This window comes from Pseudarthrobacter siccitolerans (genome assembly GCF_030823375.1).
GTDB classification, from domain to species: Bacteria; Actinomycetota; Actinomycetes; order Actinomycetales; family Micrococcaceae; genus Arthrobacter; species Arthrobacter siccitolerans_A.
The window spans coordinates 237,042-252,301 of record NZ_JAUSXB010000001.1; the positions used below are offsets into that span (position 1 = coordinate 237,042).

At 66.5% G+C, this 15,260-nt stretch carries 14 protein-coding genes and 1 pseudogene; 7 read left to right on the forward strand and 8 right to left on the reverse strand.

What is annotated here, in order from left to right; translation table 11 throughout:
* Window positions 1-16 precede the first annotated feature (16 nt).
* Both QFZ36_RS01055 and QFZ36_RS01060 read left to right on the forward strand, forming a co-directional pair.
* Window positions 17-919, forward strand: a complete 903-nt coding sequence (locus QFZ36_RS01055; protein ID WP_306633194.1) for an SMP-30/gluconolactonase/LRE family protein — start codon at window positions 17-19, stop codon at window positions 917-919.
* A gap of 2 nt (window positions 920-921) precedes the next feature.
* Complete coding sequence (locus QFZ36_RS01060) at window positions 922-1,953, forward strand: aldo/keto reductase (protein ID WP_306633196.1); 1,032 nt, start codon at window positions 922-924, stop codon at window positions 1,951-1,953.
* Window positions 1,954-2,028: 75 nt separating this feature from the next.
* On the opposite strand, the gene QFZ36_RS01065 is transcribed toward QFZ36_RS01060, so the two are convergent.
* Entirely contained in the window at window positions 2,029-2,631 is a 603-nt protein-coding gene (locus tag QFZ36_RS01065; RefSeq protein WP_306633198.1) for a dihydrofolate reductase family protein, read from the reverse strand.
* Window positions 2,632-2,908: 277 nt separating this feature from the next.
* Window positions 2,909-3,310 carry a RidA family protein gene (locus QFZ36_RS01070; RefSeq protein WP_306633200.1) on the reverse strand — a complete coding sequence of 134 codons (402 nt, stop codon included), beginning with the start codon at window positions 3,308-3,310 and terminating at the stop codon, window positions 2,909-2,911.
* 129 nt (window positions 3,311-3,439) lie between these two features.
* On the opposite strand from QFZ36_RS01070, the gene QFZ36_RS01075 reads away from it, so the two are divergent.
* Window positions 3,440-4,075: a dihydrofolate reductase family protein gene (locus QFZ36_RS01075; RefSeq protein WP_306633202.1), complete on the forward strand. Its 636-nt coding sequence runs from the start codon at window positions 3,440-3,442 to the stop codon at window positions 4,073-4,075.
* A 67-nt stretch (window positions 4,076-4,142) separates the two neighbouring features.
* Here the strand turns inward: QFZ36_RS01075 and QFZ36_RS01080 are convergent, their stop codons facing one another.
* Window positions 4,143-5,051: an alpha/beta fold hydrolase gene (locus QFZ36_RS01080; protein WP_306633204.1), complete on the reverse strand. Its 909-nt coding sequence runs from the start codon at window positions 5,049-5,051 to the stop codon at window positions 4,143-4,145.
* A gap of 125 nt (window positions 5,052-5,176) precedes the next feature.
* On the opposite strand from QFZ36_RS01080, the gene QFZ36_RS01085 reads away from it, so the two are divergent.
* A complete protein-coding gene (locus QFZ36_RS01085) occupies window positions 5,177-5,866 on the forward strand; it encodes a cyclodeaminase/cyclohydrolase family protein (RefSeq protein ID WP_306633206.1) in 690 nt (229 codons plus the stop codon).
* Between the two features lie 81 nt (window positions 5,867-5,947).
* Complete coding sequence (locus QFZ36_RS01090; RefSeq protein ID WP_306633208.1) at window positions 5,948-7,393, forward strand: short-chain fatty acid transporter; 1,446 nt, start codon at window positions 5,948-5,950, stop codon at window positions 7,391-7,393.
* A 19-nt stretch (window positions 7,394-7,412) separates the two neighbouring features.
* Here QFZ36_RS01090 and QFZ36_RS01095 read toward each other — a convergent pair whose 3' ends face one another.
* The 3 genes from QFZ36_RS01095 to QFZ36_RS01105 are packed head-to-tail and all read right to left on the reverse strand — an operon-like array spanning window position 7,413 to window position 9,558.
* On the reverse strand, window positions 7,413-8,183 hold the full coding sequence (locus tag QFZ36_RS01095) for an MBL fold metallo-hydrolase (protein ID WP_306633210.1): 771 nt from the start codon (window positions 8,181-8,183) through the stop codon (window positions 7,413-7,415).
* Window positions 8,184-8,192: 9 nt separating this feature from the next.
* Window positions 8,193-8,894 carry an SCO1664 family protein gene (locus QFZ36_RS01100; RefSeq protein ID WP_306633212.1) on the reverse strand — a complete coding sequence of 234 codons (702 nt, stop codon included), beginning with the start codon at window positions 8,892-8,894 and terminating at the stop codon, window positions 8,193-8,195.
* A 31-nt stretch (window positions 8,895-8,925) separates the two neighbouring features.
* A complete protein-coding gene (locus QFZ36_RS01105; RefSeq protein WP_306633214.1) occupies window positions 8,926-9,558 on the reverse strand; it encodes an MSMEG_4193 family putative phosphomutase in 633 nt (210 codons plus the stop codon).
* 91 nt (window positions 9,559-9,649) lie between these two features.
* Between QFZ36_RS01105 and QFZ36_RS01110 the strand changes: the two genes are divergently transcribed.
* Both QFZ36_RS01110 and QFZ36_RS01115 read left to right on the forward strand, forming a co-directional pair.
* Entirely contained in the window at window positions 9,650-11,038 is a 1,389-nt protein-coding gene (locus QFZ36_RS01110; RefSeq protein WP_306633216.1) for a sigma 54-interacting transcriptional regulator, read from the forward strand.
* A 54-nt stretch (window positions 11,039-11,092) separates the two neighbouring features.
* Window positions 11,093-13,108, forward strand: a complete 2,016-nt coding sequence (locus QFZ36_RS01115) for a vWA domain-containing protein (RefSeq protein WP_306633218.1) — start codon at window positions 11,093-11,095, stop codon at window positions 13,106-13,108.
* 15 nt (window positions 13,109-13,123) lie between these two features.
* On the opposite strand, the gene map is transcribed toward QFZ36_RS01115, so the two are convergent.
* Both map and QFZ36_RS01125 read right to left on the reverse strand, forming a co-directional pair.
* Window positions 13,124-13,900 (reverse strand): type I methionyl aminopeptidase, encoded by a 777-nt coding sequence (map, locus tag QFZ36_RS01120; RefSeq protein ID WP_306633220.1) that lies wholly within the window; start codon window positions 13,898-13,900, stop codon window positions 13,124-13,126.
* Window positions 13,901-13,942: 42 nt separating this feature from the next.
* A pseudogene (locus QFZ36_RS01125) lies at window positions 13,943-15,227 on the reverse strand (MFS transporter).
* Window positions 15,228-15,260 lie beyond the last annotated feature (33 nt).

Here is a 15,260-nt window from a genome sequence, read left to right on the forward strand (position 1 = left end):
ATGCAAAGGGGATCGGATGGTTGCTGGACTGACAATCGGCGGGTTGGACTGCCTCTTCACGGGCTCGGCATGGGCTGAGGGCCCCTTGTGGGTGCCGTCGTCCCAGGCAGTCCGCTGGAGCGATATCCCGAATGACCGCATCCTCGAGTTCGATCCCGCCGCCGGGAGGACCCGCGAATACGCAGTTGGGGTCGAATTCACAAACGGCCGCACCCTCGACGCTGACGGCAGTGTGCTGCAGTGCAGCCACGGGCGCCGCAGGATTGAGCGTGACCGCGGGGGAGTGGTGACAGGACTGGTTGATTCCTACCGGGGCCGTCGGCTGAACTCGCCCAACGACGTCGTGATTTCACGTGACTCCAGCATCTGGTTCACGGACCCGCCGTACGGAATTCTTCCAGGCACTAAAGAAGGGCACGAGGGGGAGCAGGAGTACGGCGGCTGCTATGTTTTCCGGTTCGAGCCCGCTTCAGGAACACTGACAGCAATGATCACTGACCTCGTCCACCCCAACGGGCTGGCCTTCTCACCGGATGAGTCGGTCCTCTACGTTGCGGATACAGCCGGTCCTCATTATGGGGTTCCGTTGAGGATTGCCTCCTACAACGTGGCGGACGGCACCTGCCGCCCCGGCGGAACGGTTCTCGAGCTGGAAGAAGGCAATGCTGCTGACGGTTTGCGGGTCGATGTGCAGGGCAGGATCTGGACCTCTGCCGGCCCCGCCGTCCGGGTCTATTCACCGTCCTTCGAACTCCTGGCTACCGTGGCAGTGCCCGAGCGGGTATCGAACTTGTGCTTTGGCGGCCCGGACGGCCAGGACCTTTACATCACAGCCACCACCAGCCTGTACCGCATCCGCACCACCACGCGGGACGCGGCGGCCATGGATTTTGACACCCGCCACCGAACACGAGGATAACAATGGAATACAGAACCCTGGGCCGCAGCGGCGCGGTCGTTTCCAGCTACTCGCTGGGAACCATGACTTTCGGTGCGGAGGCCACCGAGGAGACCTCACACGCCATCCTGGACAGCTACTTTGCGGTGGGCGGGAATTTCATCGACACCGCCGATGTCTACAGCGCCGGTGTTTCGGAAGAGATCATCGGCCGCTGGCTGGCCAAGCGGCCGGAGGCCAGGGATAAAGCGGTGATTGCCACGAAGGGCCGCTTTCCGATGGGGACGGCACCGAACGACGTCGGAACATCCCGCCGGCATTTGTCCCGCGCCCTGGATGATTCCCTCCGACGTCTTGGCGTGGAACAGATCGACCTGTACCAGATGCACGCGTGGGACCCCATTACTCCATTGGAGGAGACCCTGCGCTTCCTGGATGACTCAGTCAGCCGGGGCAAGATTGCCTATTACGGCTTTTCCAACTTCCTGGGATGGCAACTGACCAAAGCCGTCCATGTTGCCCGGGCGAACGGCTGGAATCCGCCGGTGACCCTGCAGCCCCAGTACAGCCTGCTGGTCAGGGAAATCGAATCCGAGATTGTTCCGGCGGCGCTCGACGCCGGCATCGGCCTGCTGCCCTGGTCGCCGCTCGGCGGTGGGTGGCTCTCGGGCAAGTACAAGCGGGACCAGCCTCCTGCAGGTGCCACCAGGCTCGGTGAGAACCCCGAACGCGGAATGGAGGCCTGGAAGGCGCGCAACGACAACCCACGTACCTGGGCCGTCATCGATGCCGTGGAAGACATTGCCGCTGCCCGGGGAGTCAGCCCTACCCAGGTGGCGCTGGCCTGGCTTGTCGACCGGCCGGCGGTCACGTCCGTGATCCTGGGTGTCCGGACCGAGGAGCAGCTTGCCGGCAACCTCGCGGCGGCCGAACTGCAGCTTAGTCCTGACGAGACCAATCGGCTGACCCAGGTCAGCCAGCCCGGGACGGGCGTCTATCCCTACGGACCGATGGCGCAGGAGCAGCGCAGCCGCAAGATTGAGGGTGGACGGTAGCTGCCCGGACCCTCCCGAAGGGGGCCCGCGCTCGAAGCCAGTCGCACAATGTCCGTTTCAGGAAGTCGGAGTGGCTTAACCTCCTTCGTGCAGCCGGTAGCGGATGTGCGTCACCAGGCTGGTGCCGCTGACTTCCGTCGGTTCCAGCTTGAGATTGCCGACGCCGTCCAGGAGACGTTCGCCCGCCCCAAGGAGAAGCGGCGAGATATGGAGCCGCAACTCGTCGATCAGCCCGGCCGAAAGATACTGCCGGGCAGTTTCCGCACCACCGGCTATGGCGACGTCCTTACCGCCCGCGGCCTGCCGCGCCTTGGCCAGTGCGGACTCGATTCCGTCATTCACGAAATGAAACGTTGTGCCGCCCTGCATCTGCAGCGGCGGGCGGGGATGATGCGTGAGGACAAAGACGGGGGCGTGGTACGGCGGTTCCTCGCCCCACCAGCCGCGCCAGTCATCGTCCCAGGACCCGGGTCCCGGACCGGCGAACATGTTGCGGCCCATGATGTACGCTCCAGCGGCGAGGATGCCCTCAATCGCTGCAGCATTGGCCTCGGGTTCTTCGAACTGCCACCGGTGCAGGTCCTCACCGCCCTCGCCCAGGGGATTGTCGCGGCTCTGGATGGGTCCGGCGAGGAAGCCGTCGAGCGATACGGTGAGATCACAGGTGACACTGTTCATTGGCTTGCCTTTGCGTGGCAGGGGTGTTCAGGGCGCGGACAGGATACGGGCCATGCTAATAGGGTCCGACGGCGGCCGGAAGGGATTCCTTGAGGCACGCCTTAACGAGGCGGCAGGTAGGATCGGCGGGAGGATGCCGAGCGTTTCATCGCCGATGATCCGTTCGTTGTTGAGGGTCTCGCCTTTCCACGGATCCTTGACTGGGACCCCGTGCGCTTCGAGTAGCCGCGCCGGCTCCTGGCTTTGGTCACGGCACCCGGCATTGCCAGGATGTGGCTTATGCGAGCACGGCAGCGACAGCGCTGATCTCCACGAGCGCGCCGGGTACGCCCAGCCCGGCCACAAGGGCAGCAGTCACCAAAGCCGGCTCGTCGGACGCGAGTTCCCCTGCAATGGCGCGGTATCCGGCTGCGATGTCGGCGCCGTCCACGAAGAGCACGGTCCACTGCACCACATCGCCGAGGCTTGCGCCGGCGGCAGCGAGCGCGGTCTTCACGTTCTCGAGGGCGCGGGCTGACTGCACCGCGGCGTCGCCTGGGCCCACTAGGGATCCGTCGGCGTCGACGGCATTTTGGCCGCCAACATAGATGGTGGTGGCGCCCGGCGGCACAACAGCAACATGACTGAAGGCCGGGCTCACAACGAGCCCTTCGGGGCGGAGGCGCTGTATGGGTGACATGCCCGTATGCTCTCATGCAGGCTACGGGACGGATAGACCCGCCGGCCTTCCAGGGTTAGCATGGCCGGCACCGGAACGTTTCTTCCCTGTGGTGCGGTCCGGATCCGCCGATTCAACGAGGAGACGGCCATGGTTGACCAAACCGGAGAAGCACCAGCAGCAACGCTGATGGTGGATCTGATCATTTCACTGGACGGTTATGCCTCCGCCGAGGGCTGGCCCGGCTGGTGGGGACTGGAAGGCCCGGAATACCTGGCCTGGCTTGAGCAGGAGGGGAAGAAGAACTACACCTTCCTGCTCGGGGCCAACACCTATCGGCTGATGTCCAGCATGTCGCAGGAGGCCGCGGGCGGACGTTCTGAATTCTCCGACAACGAAGGGGCCAGCCTCACTGGCCTGGCTGCCGTCCCCAAGGTTGTCTTCTCCTCCGCCCTGAAGGCTCCTTTGACCTGGCCGAACTCCCGGCTTGTGGCTGGAGACGCGGTGGAGGCGGTCGCTGGGATGAAGCGGAACGGGACCGGCCCGCTGACCACCCTTGGAAGCCTTAGCCTCTGCCGGTCCCTGCTGACGGCCGGCCTGGTGGACAGGTTCCGGCTGGTGGTCTTCCCGGTGATCACGGGCCGGACCGGACGCGAACGGATCTACGACGGATACCCGGACGTCTCACTGGAAATGGTAAATAGCCGGACGTTCGACGGGCGGCTCCAACTGCTCGAATACGTCCCCACCGTGCTGGACGGGCCGCCGGGCGGTGGTTCTGCCTGACGGACTTGCCCAAACCGAAAAGCACCGAGGATTGAGCCCTTTGGGCCTCGGCAGGCTCAACCACCGACTACCCGGAGTTGTTGCCCCGCAGCCAGTCCAGCGCGTACAAGGGAGCCGTATCGCCTTCTTCGAGGAAGAACGCCACATGGGAACCCTGCATCCAGTACAACTCTGAGCCGTGGATCTGATGGTGTGCGTGCCGGGCGTTCTCCGGCGGCACGCTTGCATCCGCGGTGCCGTGCATGATGAGCGTGGGGCAGGCGATCGACTGAAGGTCCAGCGGGGTTAACGCTCTCAACGAGGCGGAGTCATTGTCGTATCCGTCCCGGCGGTGGGCCCAACCGGAAGAGGCCAGAAGGATGGCTTCGAGGTGCGCTAAACGGACAGGGTCAGCGGTGATGCCGGCGGCGCGGCGGGCAGCCTCGTCCCGGGAAGCTCCATTGCCGAAGCGCCCGAGCATCAACTTGACCATGGGTGTTGCGGCGTGCCGGAGCAGCCAGAGCTGAAACTGGAGGGCCGGATCCCTTGCGAACAACCTGGCCAACGGGAACGGTGGAATCGGAAGGCAGACTGAGTCTACCTGCACCAGCTTAATTACCCGATCCGGATGCCGTGCCGCCAGCGCATAGGCCGCCGGGCCGCCGCCGGACCCAGCGAACACCCTGACCCTTTCGATACCGAGGGCGTCCAGCAGTGCTGCGAGCGCATCGCCCTGCTCTGCCGGAGTGCGTCCTGTGGCCAGGGGCGTACCCAGATAGCCCGGACGGCTTGGCGCGATGATGCGGAACCCATTGGTCCGGAAAAACTCGGTGGCCACCAGTCCCTGGTCCCAGCCCCCAAGGGTTCCATGAACAGCAAGGAGCGGCACACCCGTGCCCCGGTCGGCGTATGCCACCGCTCCCGCAGCGGTGGCGATGGTCGCATGGGGATGGGTGAGGCACGCCCGCAAGTCTTCGGGCCGCAGGGGATTCACCATGTTGCGATACTGGCACAGCCCGCGATTGGGCAACAGGGGAGCTGCGCGCGTGTACACGATCGTCCATATACCCGCGCCAATAGGCAGCGGACACCCAGCGCGAGGAATTGGGGAGAATGGGTGCCATGGCTGATTCTGAAGCGGTGACCACGCAGGATTCTACGGTTGAAGACTGGACCCAGGCGCTGGCGGAGTCCAAGGGCTCGCCGGGCGGAGGGGCCGGGACGGGGGTGATGCTTGCCATCGCAGCATCGCTCACGTCCATGGTGGCCGGCTACACCGAACCCGGCGAACAGCAGCGGAAGGAACTGGCGGATGTCCACGAGCGTGCGCACACGCTGCGCAGGACAGCCCTCACACTTGCCGACGACGATGCTGCCGCTTCCGAAGCGTTTGGCGCCGCCTTCCGGCTGGAACCAGGGCCGGAACGCGACGACGCCATCCACCGGGCGTCGGTGAACGCCGCCAAAGCATCGGCCGTGCTGGGTGAACGCGCGATTGAAGCCATTGAGGACCTTGGCTGGCTCGCCGCCAACGGGAACCCGGCACTGATTGCCGATGTGGTGGTGGCTTTCGGTGCCCTGCGGGCGGCGGTGGCAGGGGCGCGCACGAACATCAGTTTCGACCTCGCAACCGTTCGATCCGCCGGCGCCACGCTCGAACAGATCCGCGACGAGCAGCCGGTCCTGTGGGCAACGGTGCAGCGGCTCAACTCGGCGCTCGAAAGGATTGACGAACTGGCGGCCGGAGTGGATCACCGGGCCGCGCCGACAGACACCGATGCTGCGTTGGAGGCCGGCGGCACGCAGGGTTAGTGCTCATTAACCGGTTTCCCGGCTGGCCCGCACTAAGCTCCTTCGGGTAACGACGAGGCACTCGATGGAGAGGTAATACCGGTGGGAAACACAGTCCTGACGCAGAGCGCAACCGAAGAACGCGGGCTGGCCCGGGTCGCCCAGAAAATGGCGGCCTGGACCGAAAAATGGTTCCCGGATGCATACATCTTCGCCCTGGCCGGCGTGGTGATCATCGCTGTCGCGGCCCTGGCCATCGGCGCTTCACCACAGTCCATCGCCGATTCCTTCGGCAACGGCTTCTGGGACCTGACCGCTTTCACGCTGCAGATGGCCATGGTGGTTCTCACCGGTTACGTGGTGGCAACCTCCCCGCCGGTGGCCAGGCTCATCAAGCGGCTGGCCCTCATCCCGTCCACTGCCCGCACGGCGGTGAGCTTCGTGGCACTGATGTCCATGTCCGTGTCCTTCCTGAACTGGGGGCTCAGCCTCATCTTTGGCGGGCTGCTGGCCAGGGCGATCGCCCGGCGCAAAGACCTCACCGTGGACTACCGGGCCCTTGGCGCGGCCGCCTTTATGGGCCTCGGCGCCGTCTGGGCCCTGGGACTGTCCTCCTCGGCGGCGCAGTTGCAGGCCACGGCTGCCTCGCTGCCTCCGGCCCTGCTGAAGATCACCGGAATCCTCGACTTCGGGACAACGATCTTCACCTGGCAGTCCCTGCTCACCCTCGTCATCCTGATGGCCCTCACCACCGTGATCGCACATTTCTCGGCGCCCCGCGGCGGCGCCATCCGCACGGCCGAGGATCTCGGCGTCGACCTCGACGACGAACCCAGCGAACCGGCGCCCCGTTCCCGCCCGGGCGAGTGGCTCGAATACAGCCGGATCCTGCCCATCCTTGCCGGCATCCTGACCCTCGGCTGGCTGGTCTCCCAGTACCTGACCAAGCCGTTCCTGACCGTGGTCAGCAGCCTGAACGGTTACCTGCTCGTGTTCCTGATCCTGGGCCTGGTGCTGCACGGGACACCCCGGAACTTCCTGCAGGCCGTCACCAAGGCCGTTCCGGCAACCGCCGGGATCCTGGTCCAGTTCCCCTTGTACGCGGCCATGGCCGCGATCCTGACCAAGGCCACCGGCAATGGCGGCATGACCATCTCCTCCCACCTGGCCCAGTTCTTCTCCGACATCGGCGGCAATGGCGCATTCGCCGTCGTCATTGCGCTCTACACCGCCGTGCTGGGACTGCTGGTACCGTCCGGCGGCGGAAAATGGCTTGTGGAGGCGCCCTACGTGATGCAGTCCGCCACCGATGTGCAGATGAACCTCGGCTGGACCGTGCAGATCTACAACATCGCTGAGGCGCTGCCGAACCTGGTCAACCCGTTCTTTATGCTGCCGCTGCTGGCGGTGCTTCGGCTGCGGGCCCGCGACCTGGTGGGCTTCACGTTCCTGCAGTTTGTGTTCCACCTGCCGGTGGTGCTGCTGCTGGTCTGGCTCCTGGGGATGACGTTTAACTTCGTCCCGCCGGTGATGCCTCCCGGACAGTAGGCCACTCCGGCCCGTTCTATCAGTCCTGGTTGCGCAGGGCCGCCAAGGCGTCTGCCAGGGTCATCTGCAGTGCCGGGCCGTGGCCGGGAAGGATCACGGACGCGGAGACGGCGTCGAACCGGCGCGTTGCCTCCAGGGCCGCGGCCGGATCCGAATGGAACATGGGGTGCAGCATCTGGGGTCCGCTCTTCCGGCTGAGCGGATGGCCGGTGACAAAGGAATCCCCGACGGCGATGGCGCCGGCTTCCGGGAGCAGGATCACGGCATTCCCCGGCGTGTGTCCCGGTGCCGGGATGGCTTCGGGACGGCCCGGCAGGCTGCGGAGCGTCTCCGCATCCCACGACCGGGCCTGGGTTGCGGGCTGTGCCGTCAGTGCGCCGGCTTTGATGACGTGGAGCAACCAGCGGAAGACGCGGGGCTGCCAGGCGCGCACGATGACCTGGCCGAAGGTGACCTGGTGCTTTTCCCTGCCCTGGGCGTGGGCCAGCTCTTCGGGCGCGCACAGGATGGCGGTGCCGAACGTGTTGGCGAAGTAGGCCGCGGACCCGGTGTGGTCAACATGGCCGTGCGTGATGAGCACAGCCCGGGCGTCAGCGGGCTCCAGCCCCACGTGGCGGATAGACGCCAGGACCAGGGGGCGGTCGGACGGGTAGCCGGAGTCGATGAGCATGAAGCCCGTCAGGTCGCGGACCACGATCCAGTTCGAGGCCGGGCCCTGGACGTGAAAGACGCCTGGTGCCGGTTCGGAAACATGGGATGCGGGTTGCCAGTGGGCGGCTTCGGATTGCATTGAGGTGACCTACACCAGCGGCCAGGGGTAACGCATGCCCGTGGGATCAACCGGCAGCACGCCGCTGGTCAGTACGCGCTGCACCCGGCGCCGCAGCGCCCGGACTTCCGCCGCATCCAGCAGCTCCGCCACTTGGGCAGGAACCTCTTCTCCAAGCGGGGCAATATCTTCCAGCAGGGCGTCCGGGACCGGTTCGCCGGCGAAGTCCCAGATGACCGTGCGCAGTTTGAAGTCTGCCGAAAAGCACAGCCCGTGGTCGATGCCCCACACGCGTCCGTCATGGCCCCGCAGCACGTGCCCGCTCTTGCGGTCGGTGTTGTTGGTAACGAAGTCGAACAGGGCAATCCGGGACAGGGCGCTGTGCGTTTCCGGCGCGTCCTCGTACAGGACGAAATAGTGCTCCCGGTAATCACAGGCTACAAACCATTGCAGCGAGCCGACACCCAGGGGAGAGTCATCGCGGATCACCGTGGGCGGCACGAGGCCCCATTGCAGGTATTCGCTGAGCAGGTAGGCCGCGCGTTCGCGCCGGTACAGCCCGGGTTCAAAGTCGGACAACGGCCGTTCCCCGGACTCCGGTTTGTACACGGCCTGGGCCGAGTCGTCACCATCGGAGACGCGGACCAGGAAGGTGGCGTTGCTGCTGCGGGGAATGCGGGCCACCAGGTCCACACGACCTTCGCCCAGCAGTGTCAGCTCCCGCCCGGACACCGGCAGTCCCTTGGTTTGGCACCCACGGTTATCACGGCACCCTCAGCCCGCTCAAAGGTTCCGCCGTCGAATTCACCATCAGCACCGCCGGCGGACGGCCCTCCACATACTCGACGGCCGACACTGAACCAGGGCTGATCATGATCCGCTGGAACAGGTCCAGATGCGTTCCCATGGCGTGCGCCACGGCGGCCTTGATGGGGTCGGCATGGGAGAAACAGACGACGACGGCGGCCGGGTGTGCGGCGCGCAGCACCTCGAGTGCGCCAACCATCCGCGCCTGCATCTGCGTGAAGCTCTCCCCATTGGGAAAGCGGAACGTTGAGGGGCTGTGCTGCACGCCCTGCCATTGCGGCAGTGCCGCCAGTTCGGCGAGCGCCGCGCCCGTCCAGTCGCCGACGTCGCATTCGATCAGCCCGTCGTCGTGATGCAGCGGCAGGCCGGTGCGGGATGCGGAGGGGGCGGCAGTCTCGCTGGTGCGCTCCAGCGGCGACGAGTAGATGGCGTGGACGGGTAAACCCGTGAGGCGTTCGGCGACCCGGTCAGCCTGGGCCCGGCCCCGCTCGGACAGGTGCAGTCCCGGCGCGCGGCCAGGCAGCACCTTCCCGGTGGTGGGCGTCTCCCCATGGCGGACCAGCAGAAGGAGTGTGCTCTGAGCAGTCATCAACACCAAGAGTAAGTGGACCGGCGGGTCCGGGTGGGACGATTCTTGGAATTTCCTCGATTCCCGGCAGGGGTAGGGCTACCGTGGAGTGGTGACTGATCGACCCGAAATCTTCACTGTTGGTGAATTGCGTGCAGCCGGCCATGTCCAGAAAGACCTGCGTCACGAAATCCGGGACAACCTGCTCGCCGCGCTCGCCGAAGGCCGTGATCCGTGGCCCGGACTGTTCGGCTTCAGCCGCACCGTCCTTCCCCAGCTTGAGCGCGCCCTGATCGCGGGCCATGACGTGGTGCTGCTGGGTGAGCGGGGGCAGGGCAAGACGCGGCTCCTGCGCACGCTGGCCGGGCTGCTGGACGAGTGGTCGCCCGTGATCGAGGACTCGGAACTGAACGAGCACCCGTACGAGCCCATTACCGAGCAGTCGCGGGCCCGTGCGCTCACCGAAGGGGACAGGCTGCGGGTGGCGTGGCGGCACCGCTCCGAACGGTACGTCGAGAAGCTTGCGACGCCGGATACCTCAGTCGCGGACTTGATCGGCGACGTTGACCCGATGCGCGTGGCCGAGGGCCGCCGCCTGGGCGATCCGGAGACCATCCACTACGGCCTGGTCCCGCGTTCCAACCGCGGAATCATCGCCATCAATGAACTGCCGGACCTGGCCGAACGGATCCAGGTGTCGATGCTCAACGTGATGGAGGAGCGCGATATCCAGATCCGCGGCTACGTGCTCCGGCTGCCGCTGGACGTGCTCGTGGTCGCATCCGCCAACCCGGAGGACTACACCAACCGCGGCCGGATCATCACACCCTTGAAGGACCGCTTCGGCGCTGAGATCCGCACGCACTACCCCATCGAACTCGAGGACGAAGTGGCCGTCGTCCGGCAGGAGGGACAGCTGGTGGCCGACGTTCCGCCGGTCCTCCTCGAAATCCTGGCCCGCTACACCCGCGCACTCCGGCAGTCCCCGGCGATCAACCAGACCTCCGGCGTCTCGGCCCGCTTCGCCATCGCCGGAGCCGAAACAGTTGCGGCAGCTGCACTGCGCCGCGCCAGCGTCCGCGGGGAAGGCGAGGCAGTGGCGCGGATCGTGGACCTGGGCACCGCAGTGGACGTCCTCTCGGGAAAGATCGAATTCGAGTCCGGCGAGGAAGGCCGCGAACAGGCGGTCCTCGACCACCTCCTGCGGACGGCCACCGCAGAAGCGGTCCGCGCCCACTATCACGGCATCGACCTGGGCCCGCTGGTCGCCGCGCTGGACGGCCACCGGACAGTCACCACCGGGGAGCACGTCACCGCGCAGGAATTCCTCGAGAACCTGCCCTCCCTCAACGGGTCAGGACTTTACGACGAGATCAGTGGTCGCCTGGGCGCCACGAACCAGGGGCAGCGTGCCGCCGCCATCGAACTTGCCCTGGAAGGCTTGTACCTCGCCCGCCGGATCTCCAAGGAGTCCGACGACGAGGAAACCATCTACGGCTAGCCGCAGGGCTGAAAGCAGTACAGCCAGGAACAGGCGGCCGGAACAGGAGGCGTCATGGCCAGCCACAACCACTCCGCCAGGTACGGCCGGTACACGGGCGGTCCGGACCCGCTCGCGCCGCCGGTTGACCTCGCCGAGGCGCTGGACGCCGTCGCCGAGGACGTGATGGCCGGCTACTCGCCGCGGCATGCGCTGCAGGAGTTCCTGCGCCGCGGCGGCCGGGACCGGGAGGGCCTGGATGATCTTGCGCGGCGGGTCCAGCAGCGCCGCAGCGAACTGCTGGGCCGGCACCGGCTGGACGGCACCCTCGACGAGGTGCAGAAGCTCTTGGAGACGGCGGTGCTGGAGGAGCGCAAGCAGCTGGCCCGCGACGCCATGATGGACAACAACGATCGCGCCTTCCGGGAGATGCAGCTGCAGAACCTGCCGCAGTCCACAGCGGCTGCGGTCAACGAACTGGCTTCCTATGACTGGCAGTCGGGCACCGCCCGGGAGGCCTACGAGCGGATCAAGGACCTGCTGGGCCGGGAGGTCCTGGACCAGAGGTTCGCCGGCATGAAGCAGACACTCGAAAACGCCACGGACGAGGACAAGGCAGCCGTGGCCGGGATGCTGCGGGACCTCAATGAACTGTTGGACAAACACCGGCGCGGCGAGGACACGGAGGCGGATTTCCAGGAGTTCATGGCCCAGCACGGGGGCTTCTTTCCGGAGAACCCCGAGTCCGTCGAGGAGCTGATTGACGCCCTCGCCAAGCGTGCGGCCGCTGCCCAACGGCTCCTGCAATCGATGTCTCCCGAGCAGCGTGATGAGCTGATGCGGCTTTCCGCCCAGGCTTTCGGCTCGCCGGAACTGATGGCGCAGCTTGACCAGCTCGACTCAAGCCTGCGGGCCCTCCGGCCGGGCGAGGACTGGACCGGTTCGGAGCGATTCGAGGGCCAGGAAGGCCTGGGGTTGGGCGACGGGACCGGCGTGCTCCAGGACATCGCTGAACTGGACGGACTGGCAGACCAGCTGTCCCAGTCCTACAACGGTTCGAACCTGGATGACCTGGACCTCGATGCCCTCGCCCGCCAGCTCGGGCAGAACGCCGCCGTCACTGCCCGCACCCTGGCCGAAATTGAACGGGCCATGCAGGACGGCGGCTACCTGCGGCGGGGAAGCGACGGGGATCTGCGGCTGTCCCCGCAGGCCATGCGGCAACTGGGCAGGTCCCTGTTGCGGGATACGGCAAAGCAGCTGTCCGGCCGGCAGGGGCGGCGGGACACTCGCGTGGCCGGCGCGGCCGGCGAGCAGACCGGTTCCAGCCGGCAGTGGGAGTTCGGGGACGCCGAGCCCTGGGATGTCACGCGCACCTTGACCAACGCGATCAGCCGCACTGTGGCCGGCGGCGGGAACCCGGCCCTGGGGCTCCACCTCACCGCAGCCGACATCGAAGTCAGCGAAACTGAGGCCCGGACCCAGGCCGCCGTCGTCCTGCTCGTTGACGTGTCCTTCTCCATGGCTGCCGAGGGTCGCTGGGTGCCGATGAAGCGCACCGCGCTGGCCTTGCACCATCTCATCTCCACGCGCTTCCGCGGAGACCGGCTGGAGCTGGTCACGTTCGGGCGTTATGCGCGGTCCATGGACATCGGCGAGCTGACGGCCCTGCCGTCCCGGCGGGAACAGGGAACCAACCTCCATCACGGCCTGCTGCTGGCCGGCCGCTTCTTCCGCCGCCATCCGTCGATGCAGCCTGTCCTCCTGCTGGTGACCGACGGCGAACCCACGGTCCATCTGCTTCCGGACGGCGAGGCCTGGTTCTGCTGGCCCTCCGACCCCGAAACCATCCGGGTCACGGTGGCCGAGCTCGACCGGCTGGGGCGTGCCGGCACGCAGGCCACGTTCTTCCGGCTCGGAAACGACCCCAGCCTGGAACGGTTCGTGCAGCGGATGGCCCGGCGGGTGGGAGCCAGGGTTGTGGCGCCCGACGTCGGAGGCCTGGGCGCTGCGGTGGTGGGGGAGTACCTGCGCGCACATTTCCGCGGCCGGGCATTCGACGACGCCGACTGGGCCACCTGGGACCGCTGACTGTCTGGCGGGGTGTTACTTCTGAGTTGGCAGGGTCATGATTTCCGCACCGTCATCGGTGATGGCGATCGTGTGCTCGCTGTGGGCTGTCAGGCAGCCGGTGGCGCTGCGGAGCGTCCACCCGTCGGCATCGGTGACGAGTTCCGCGGTGTCCGCCATCACCCATGGTTCCAGCGCCAGCAGGAGCCCGGGACGCAGGGTGTACCCGCGGCCGGGCCGTCCGGTGTTGGGAACGTGCGGGTCCTGGTGCATGCTTGATCCGATGCCGTGGCCGCCGAACTGGGTGTTGACCGGGTAGCCGGCTTCGCTGAGGACGGAACCGATGGCATGGGAGATGTCGCCGATGCGGGCTCCGGGTCCGGCGGCTGCGATCCCGGCATACAGGGCTCGTTCGGTCGCGTCGATCATGGTGATGCTCTCCAGGGGCTTGGCGTCGCCCACGATAAAGCTGATGGCGGAGTCCGCAGCCACTCCGCCTTTGGAGACGGCGAGGTCGAGTGTCAGCAGGTCGCCGTCGGCCAGGGCGTAGTCGTAGGGCATCCCGTGCAGCACGGCGTCGTTGACGGCCGTGCAGATGTAGTGGCCGAACGGCCCGCGTCCGAAGGACGGCTCGTAGTCGATGTAGCAGGACGACGCTCCGGCGCCGAGGATCATCTCCCCGGCCCAGCGGTTGATGTCCAGGAGGTTGGTACCCACTGCCGCCCGGCGCTTCAGGTCCTGCAGGATATCAGCGACCAAGGCTCCGGTTTCCCTTGCCCGGGAGATTTCGGTGGGGCTCAGGATCTCGATCATGCGGCGCCTTCCTCGGGGAGACCAACAACTATACCCACCGTGTCAGGCGCGGGAATCTTCGGCGGGTCCCTTGTCCTGGGCCTTAGTGGACGCATTGGCCTCATCGGCCGGGGAGCCCTGCCGCCGGCTGGCCAGCAGGAACGGCACCGCCAGAAGCTGGATAACCCCCGCAATAGCCAAGGATGCGGCATAGCCGTACAAGTCGGCGCTCCGGCCGAGCAGCGGCTGAACCACCGCGCCCCCGCTCGATCCCATCAGCGAGTCGAAGCTGAGGACCGTGGCCCGCTCCTTCGAAGGAATCATGTCGTTGATGTACGCCGGCCGCACCGGCCTTGCCGAGGAGTCGACGATGGCCCAGACCGCCAGCAGGACCAGGGCCACCCAGAACACCCGGGTAAACCCCAGCACCAGAAAAATCAACGTACTGATACAGCCGCTGACGATCAGTACCGACGTCCGTTTGCGGAACAGGCTTCGGGCGTAGGGCGCAAGCCAACCGCCAATGACCTGCGCGCCCGCCACAATTGCCGCAGCGAGCCCGGCCACCGAGTAGGCATTGGGGGTCGCCGAAGAGCTCCAGCAGGTACGGCTGCAGGGCGTAGAAGACATAAATGCCGACGCCGGCGCTGAAGGGCGCGGCCAGCATCACGTAGCGGACGGGCCGGATTTTCAGTCCGTTATCAATCGAAGCGGACAGGACGGCGCGGGTCGCCCCGAGCGGGTGGGTGGAGCGCGCGGGGGTGAAACCGACGTCGTGCATGAGCCACATGGCTACGGCGAACATTGCCAGCAACACCCCTGCCCGCACCAGGAACGGCACGCCCAGATTCGTGGCCTGGGCGATCGCCCCGCCGGATGCAGAGCCGGCCAGCATCGCCGCCCCCGCCACCATCTGTCCGCGGCCGAATACTGCCTCCAGCCCGCCTTCATAGCCGGAGTAGCGGAGTGCATCAACAAGCCAGGCCTCAACGGCTCCGGAGAAGAAGGTGAAGCCCAGGCCGAGCAGGACCGACACCACGGCCCATAACGGGAACGGGGCGGAGAACTGCCACAGGAGGTAATAGAGGAAGGTGGAGCCGGCGAGGGTCACGGTTCCCAGCAGGAACGACACCCGGCGGCCCCAGCCATCGGCGACCACCCCGGTAGGAATTTCGAAAATCACCATGCCCACGGTGAAGAACGCGTTCGCGGCGAAGGCTTCGAAGTTGCTGAGTCCGGCGTCCAGCAGGAACAGTGTGTTCACGCCCCAGATAAAGGAGGCCGCAAGGGTATTGCCCAGCGTCAACGTCAGGTAGATGCGCTGGATCCTTCGGGCGGCGGCGTTCATGGGTTCGCTGCCCGCCCTGCGGAGAGCGGGGAT

Coding starts and splice junctions, on each gene's coding strand:
- map (WP_306633220.1), bottom strand. CDS start 13,900: ATGATCGAGATCCTGAGCCCCACCGAAATCTCCCGGGCAAGGGAAACC.
- QFZ36_RS01075 (WP_306633202.1), top strand. CDS start 3,440: ATGGTTGACCAAACCGGAGAAGCACCAGCAGCAACGCTGATGGTGGAT.
- QFZ36_RS01085 (WP_306633206.1), top strand. CDS start 5,177: ATGGCTGATTCTGAAGCGGTGACCACGCAGGATTCTACGGTTGAAGAC.
- QFZ36_RS01105 (WP_306633214.1), bottom strand. CDS start 9,558: ATGACTGCTCAGAGCACACTCCTTCTGCTGGTCCGCCATGGGGAGACG.
- QFZ36_RS01065 (WP_306633198.1), bottom strand. CDS start 2,631: ATGAACAGTGTCACCTGTGATCTCACCGTATCGCTCGACGGCTTCCTC.
- QFZ36_RS01115 (WP_306633218.1), top strand. CDS start 11,093: ATGGCCAGCCACAACCACTCCGCCAGGTACGGCCGGTACACGGGCGGT.
- QFZ36_RS01055 (WP_306633194.1), top strand. CDS start 17: ATGGTTGCTGGACTGACAATCGGCGGGTTGGACTGCCTCTTCACGGGC.
- QFZ36_RS01095 (WP_306633210.1), bottom strand. CDS start 8,183: ATGCAATCCGAAGCCGCCCACTGGCAACCCGCATCCCATGTTTCCGAA.
- QFZ36_RS01080 (WP_306633204.1), bottom strand. CDS start 5,051: ATGGTGAATCCCCTGCGGCCCGAAGACTTGCGGGCGTGCCTCACCCAT.
- QFZ36_RS01060 (WP_306633196.1), top strand. CDS start 922: ATGGAATACAGAACCCTGGGCCGCAGCGGCGCGGTCGTTTCCAGCTAC.
- QFZ36_RS01070 (WP_306633200.1), bottom strand. CDS start 3,310: ATGTCACCCATACAGCGCCTCCGCCCCGAAGGGCTCGTTGTGAGCCCG.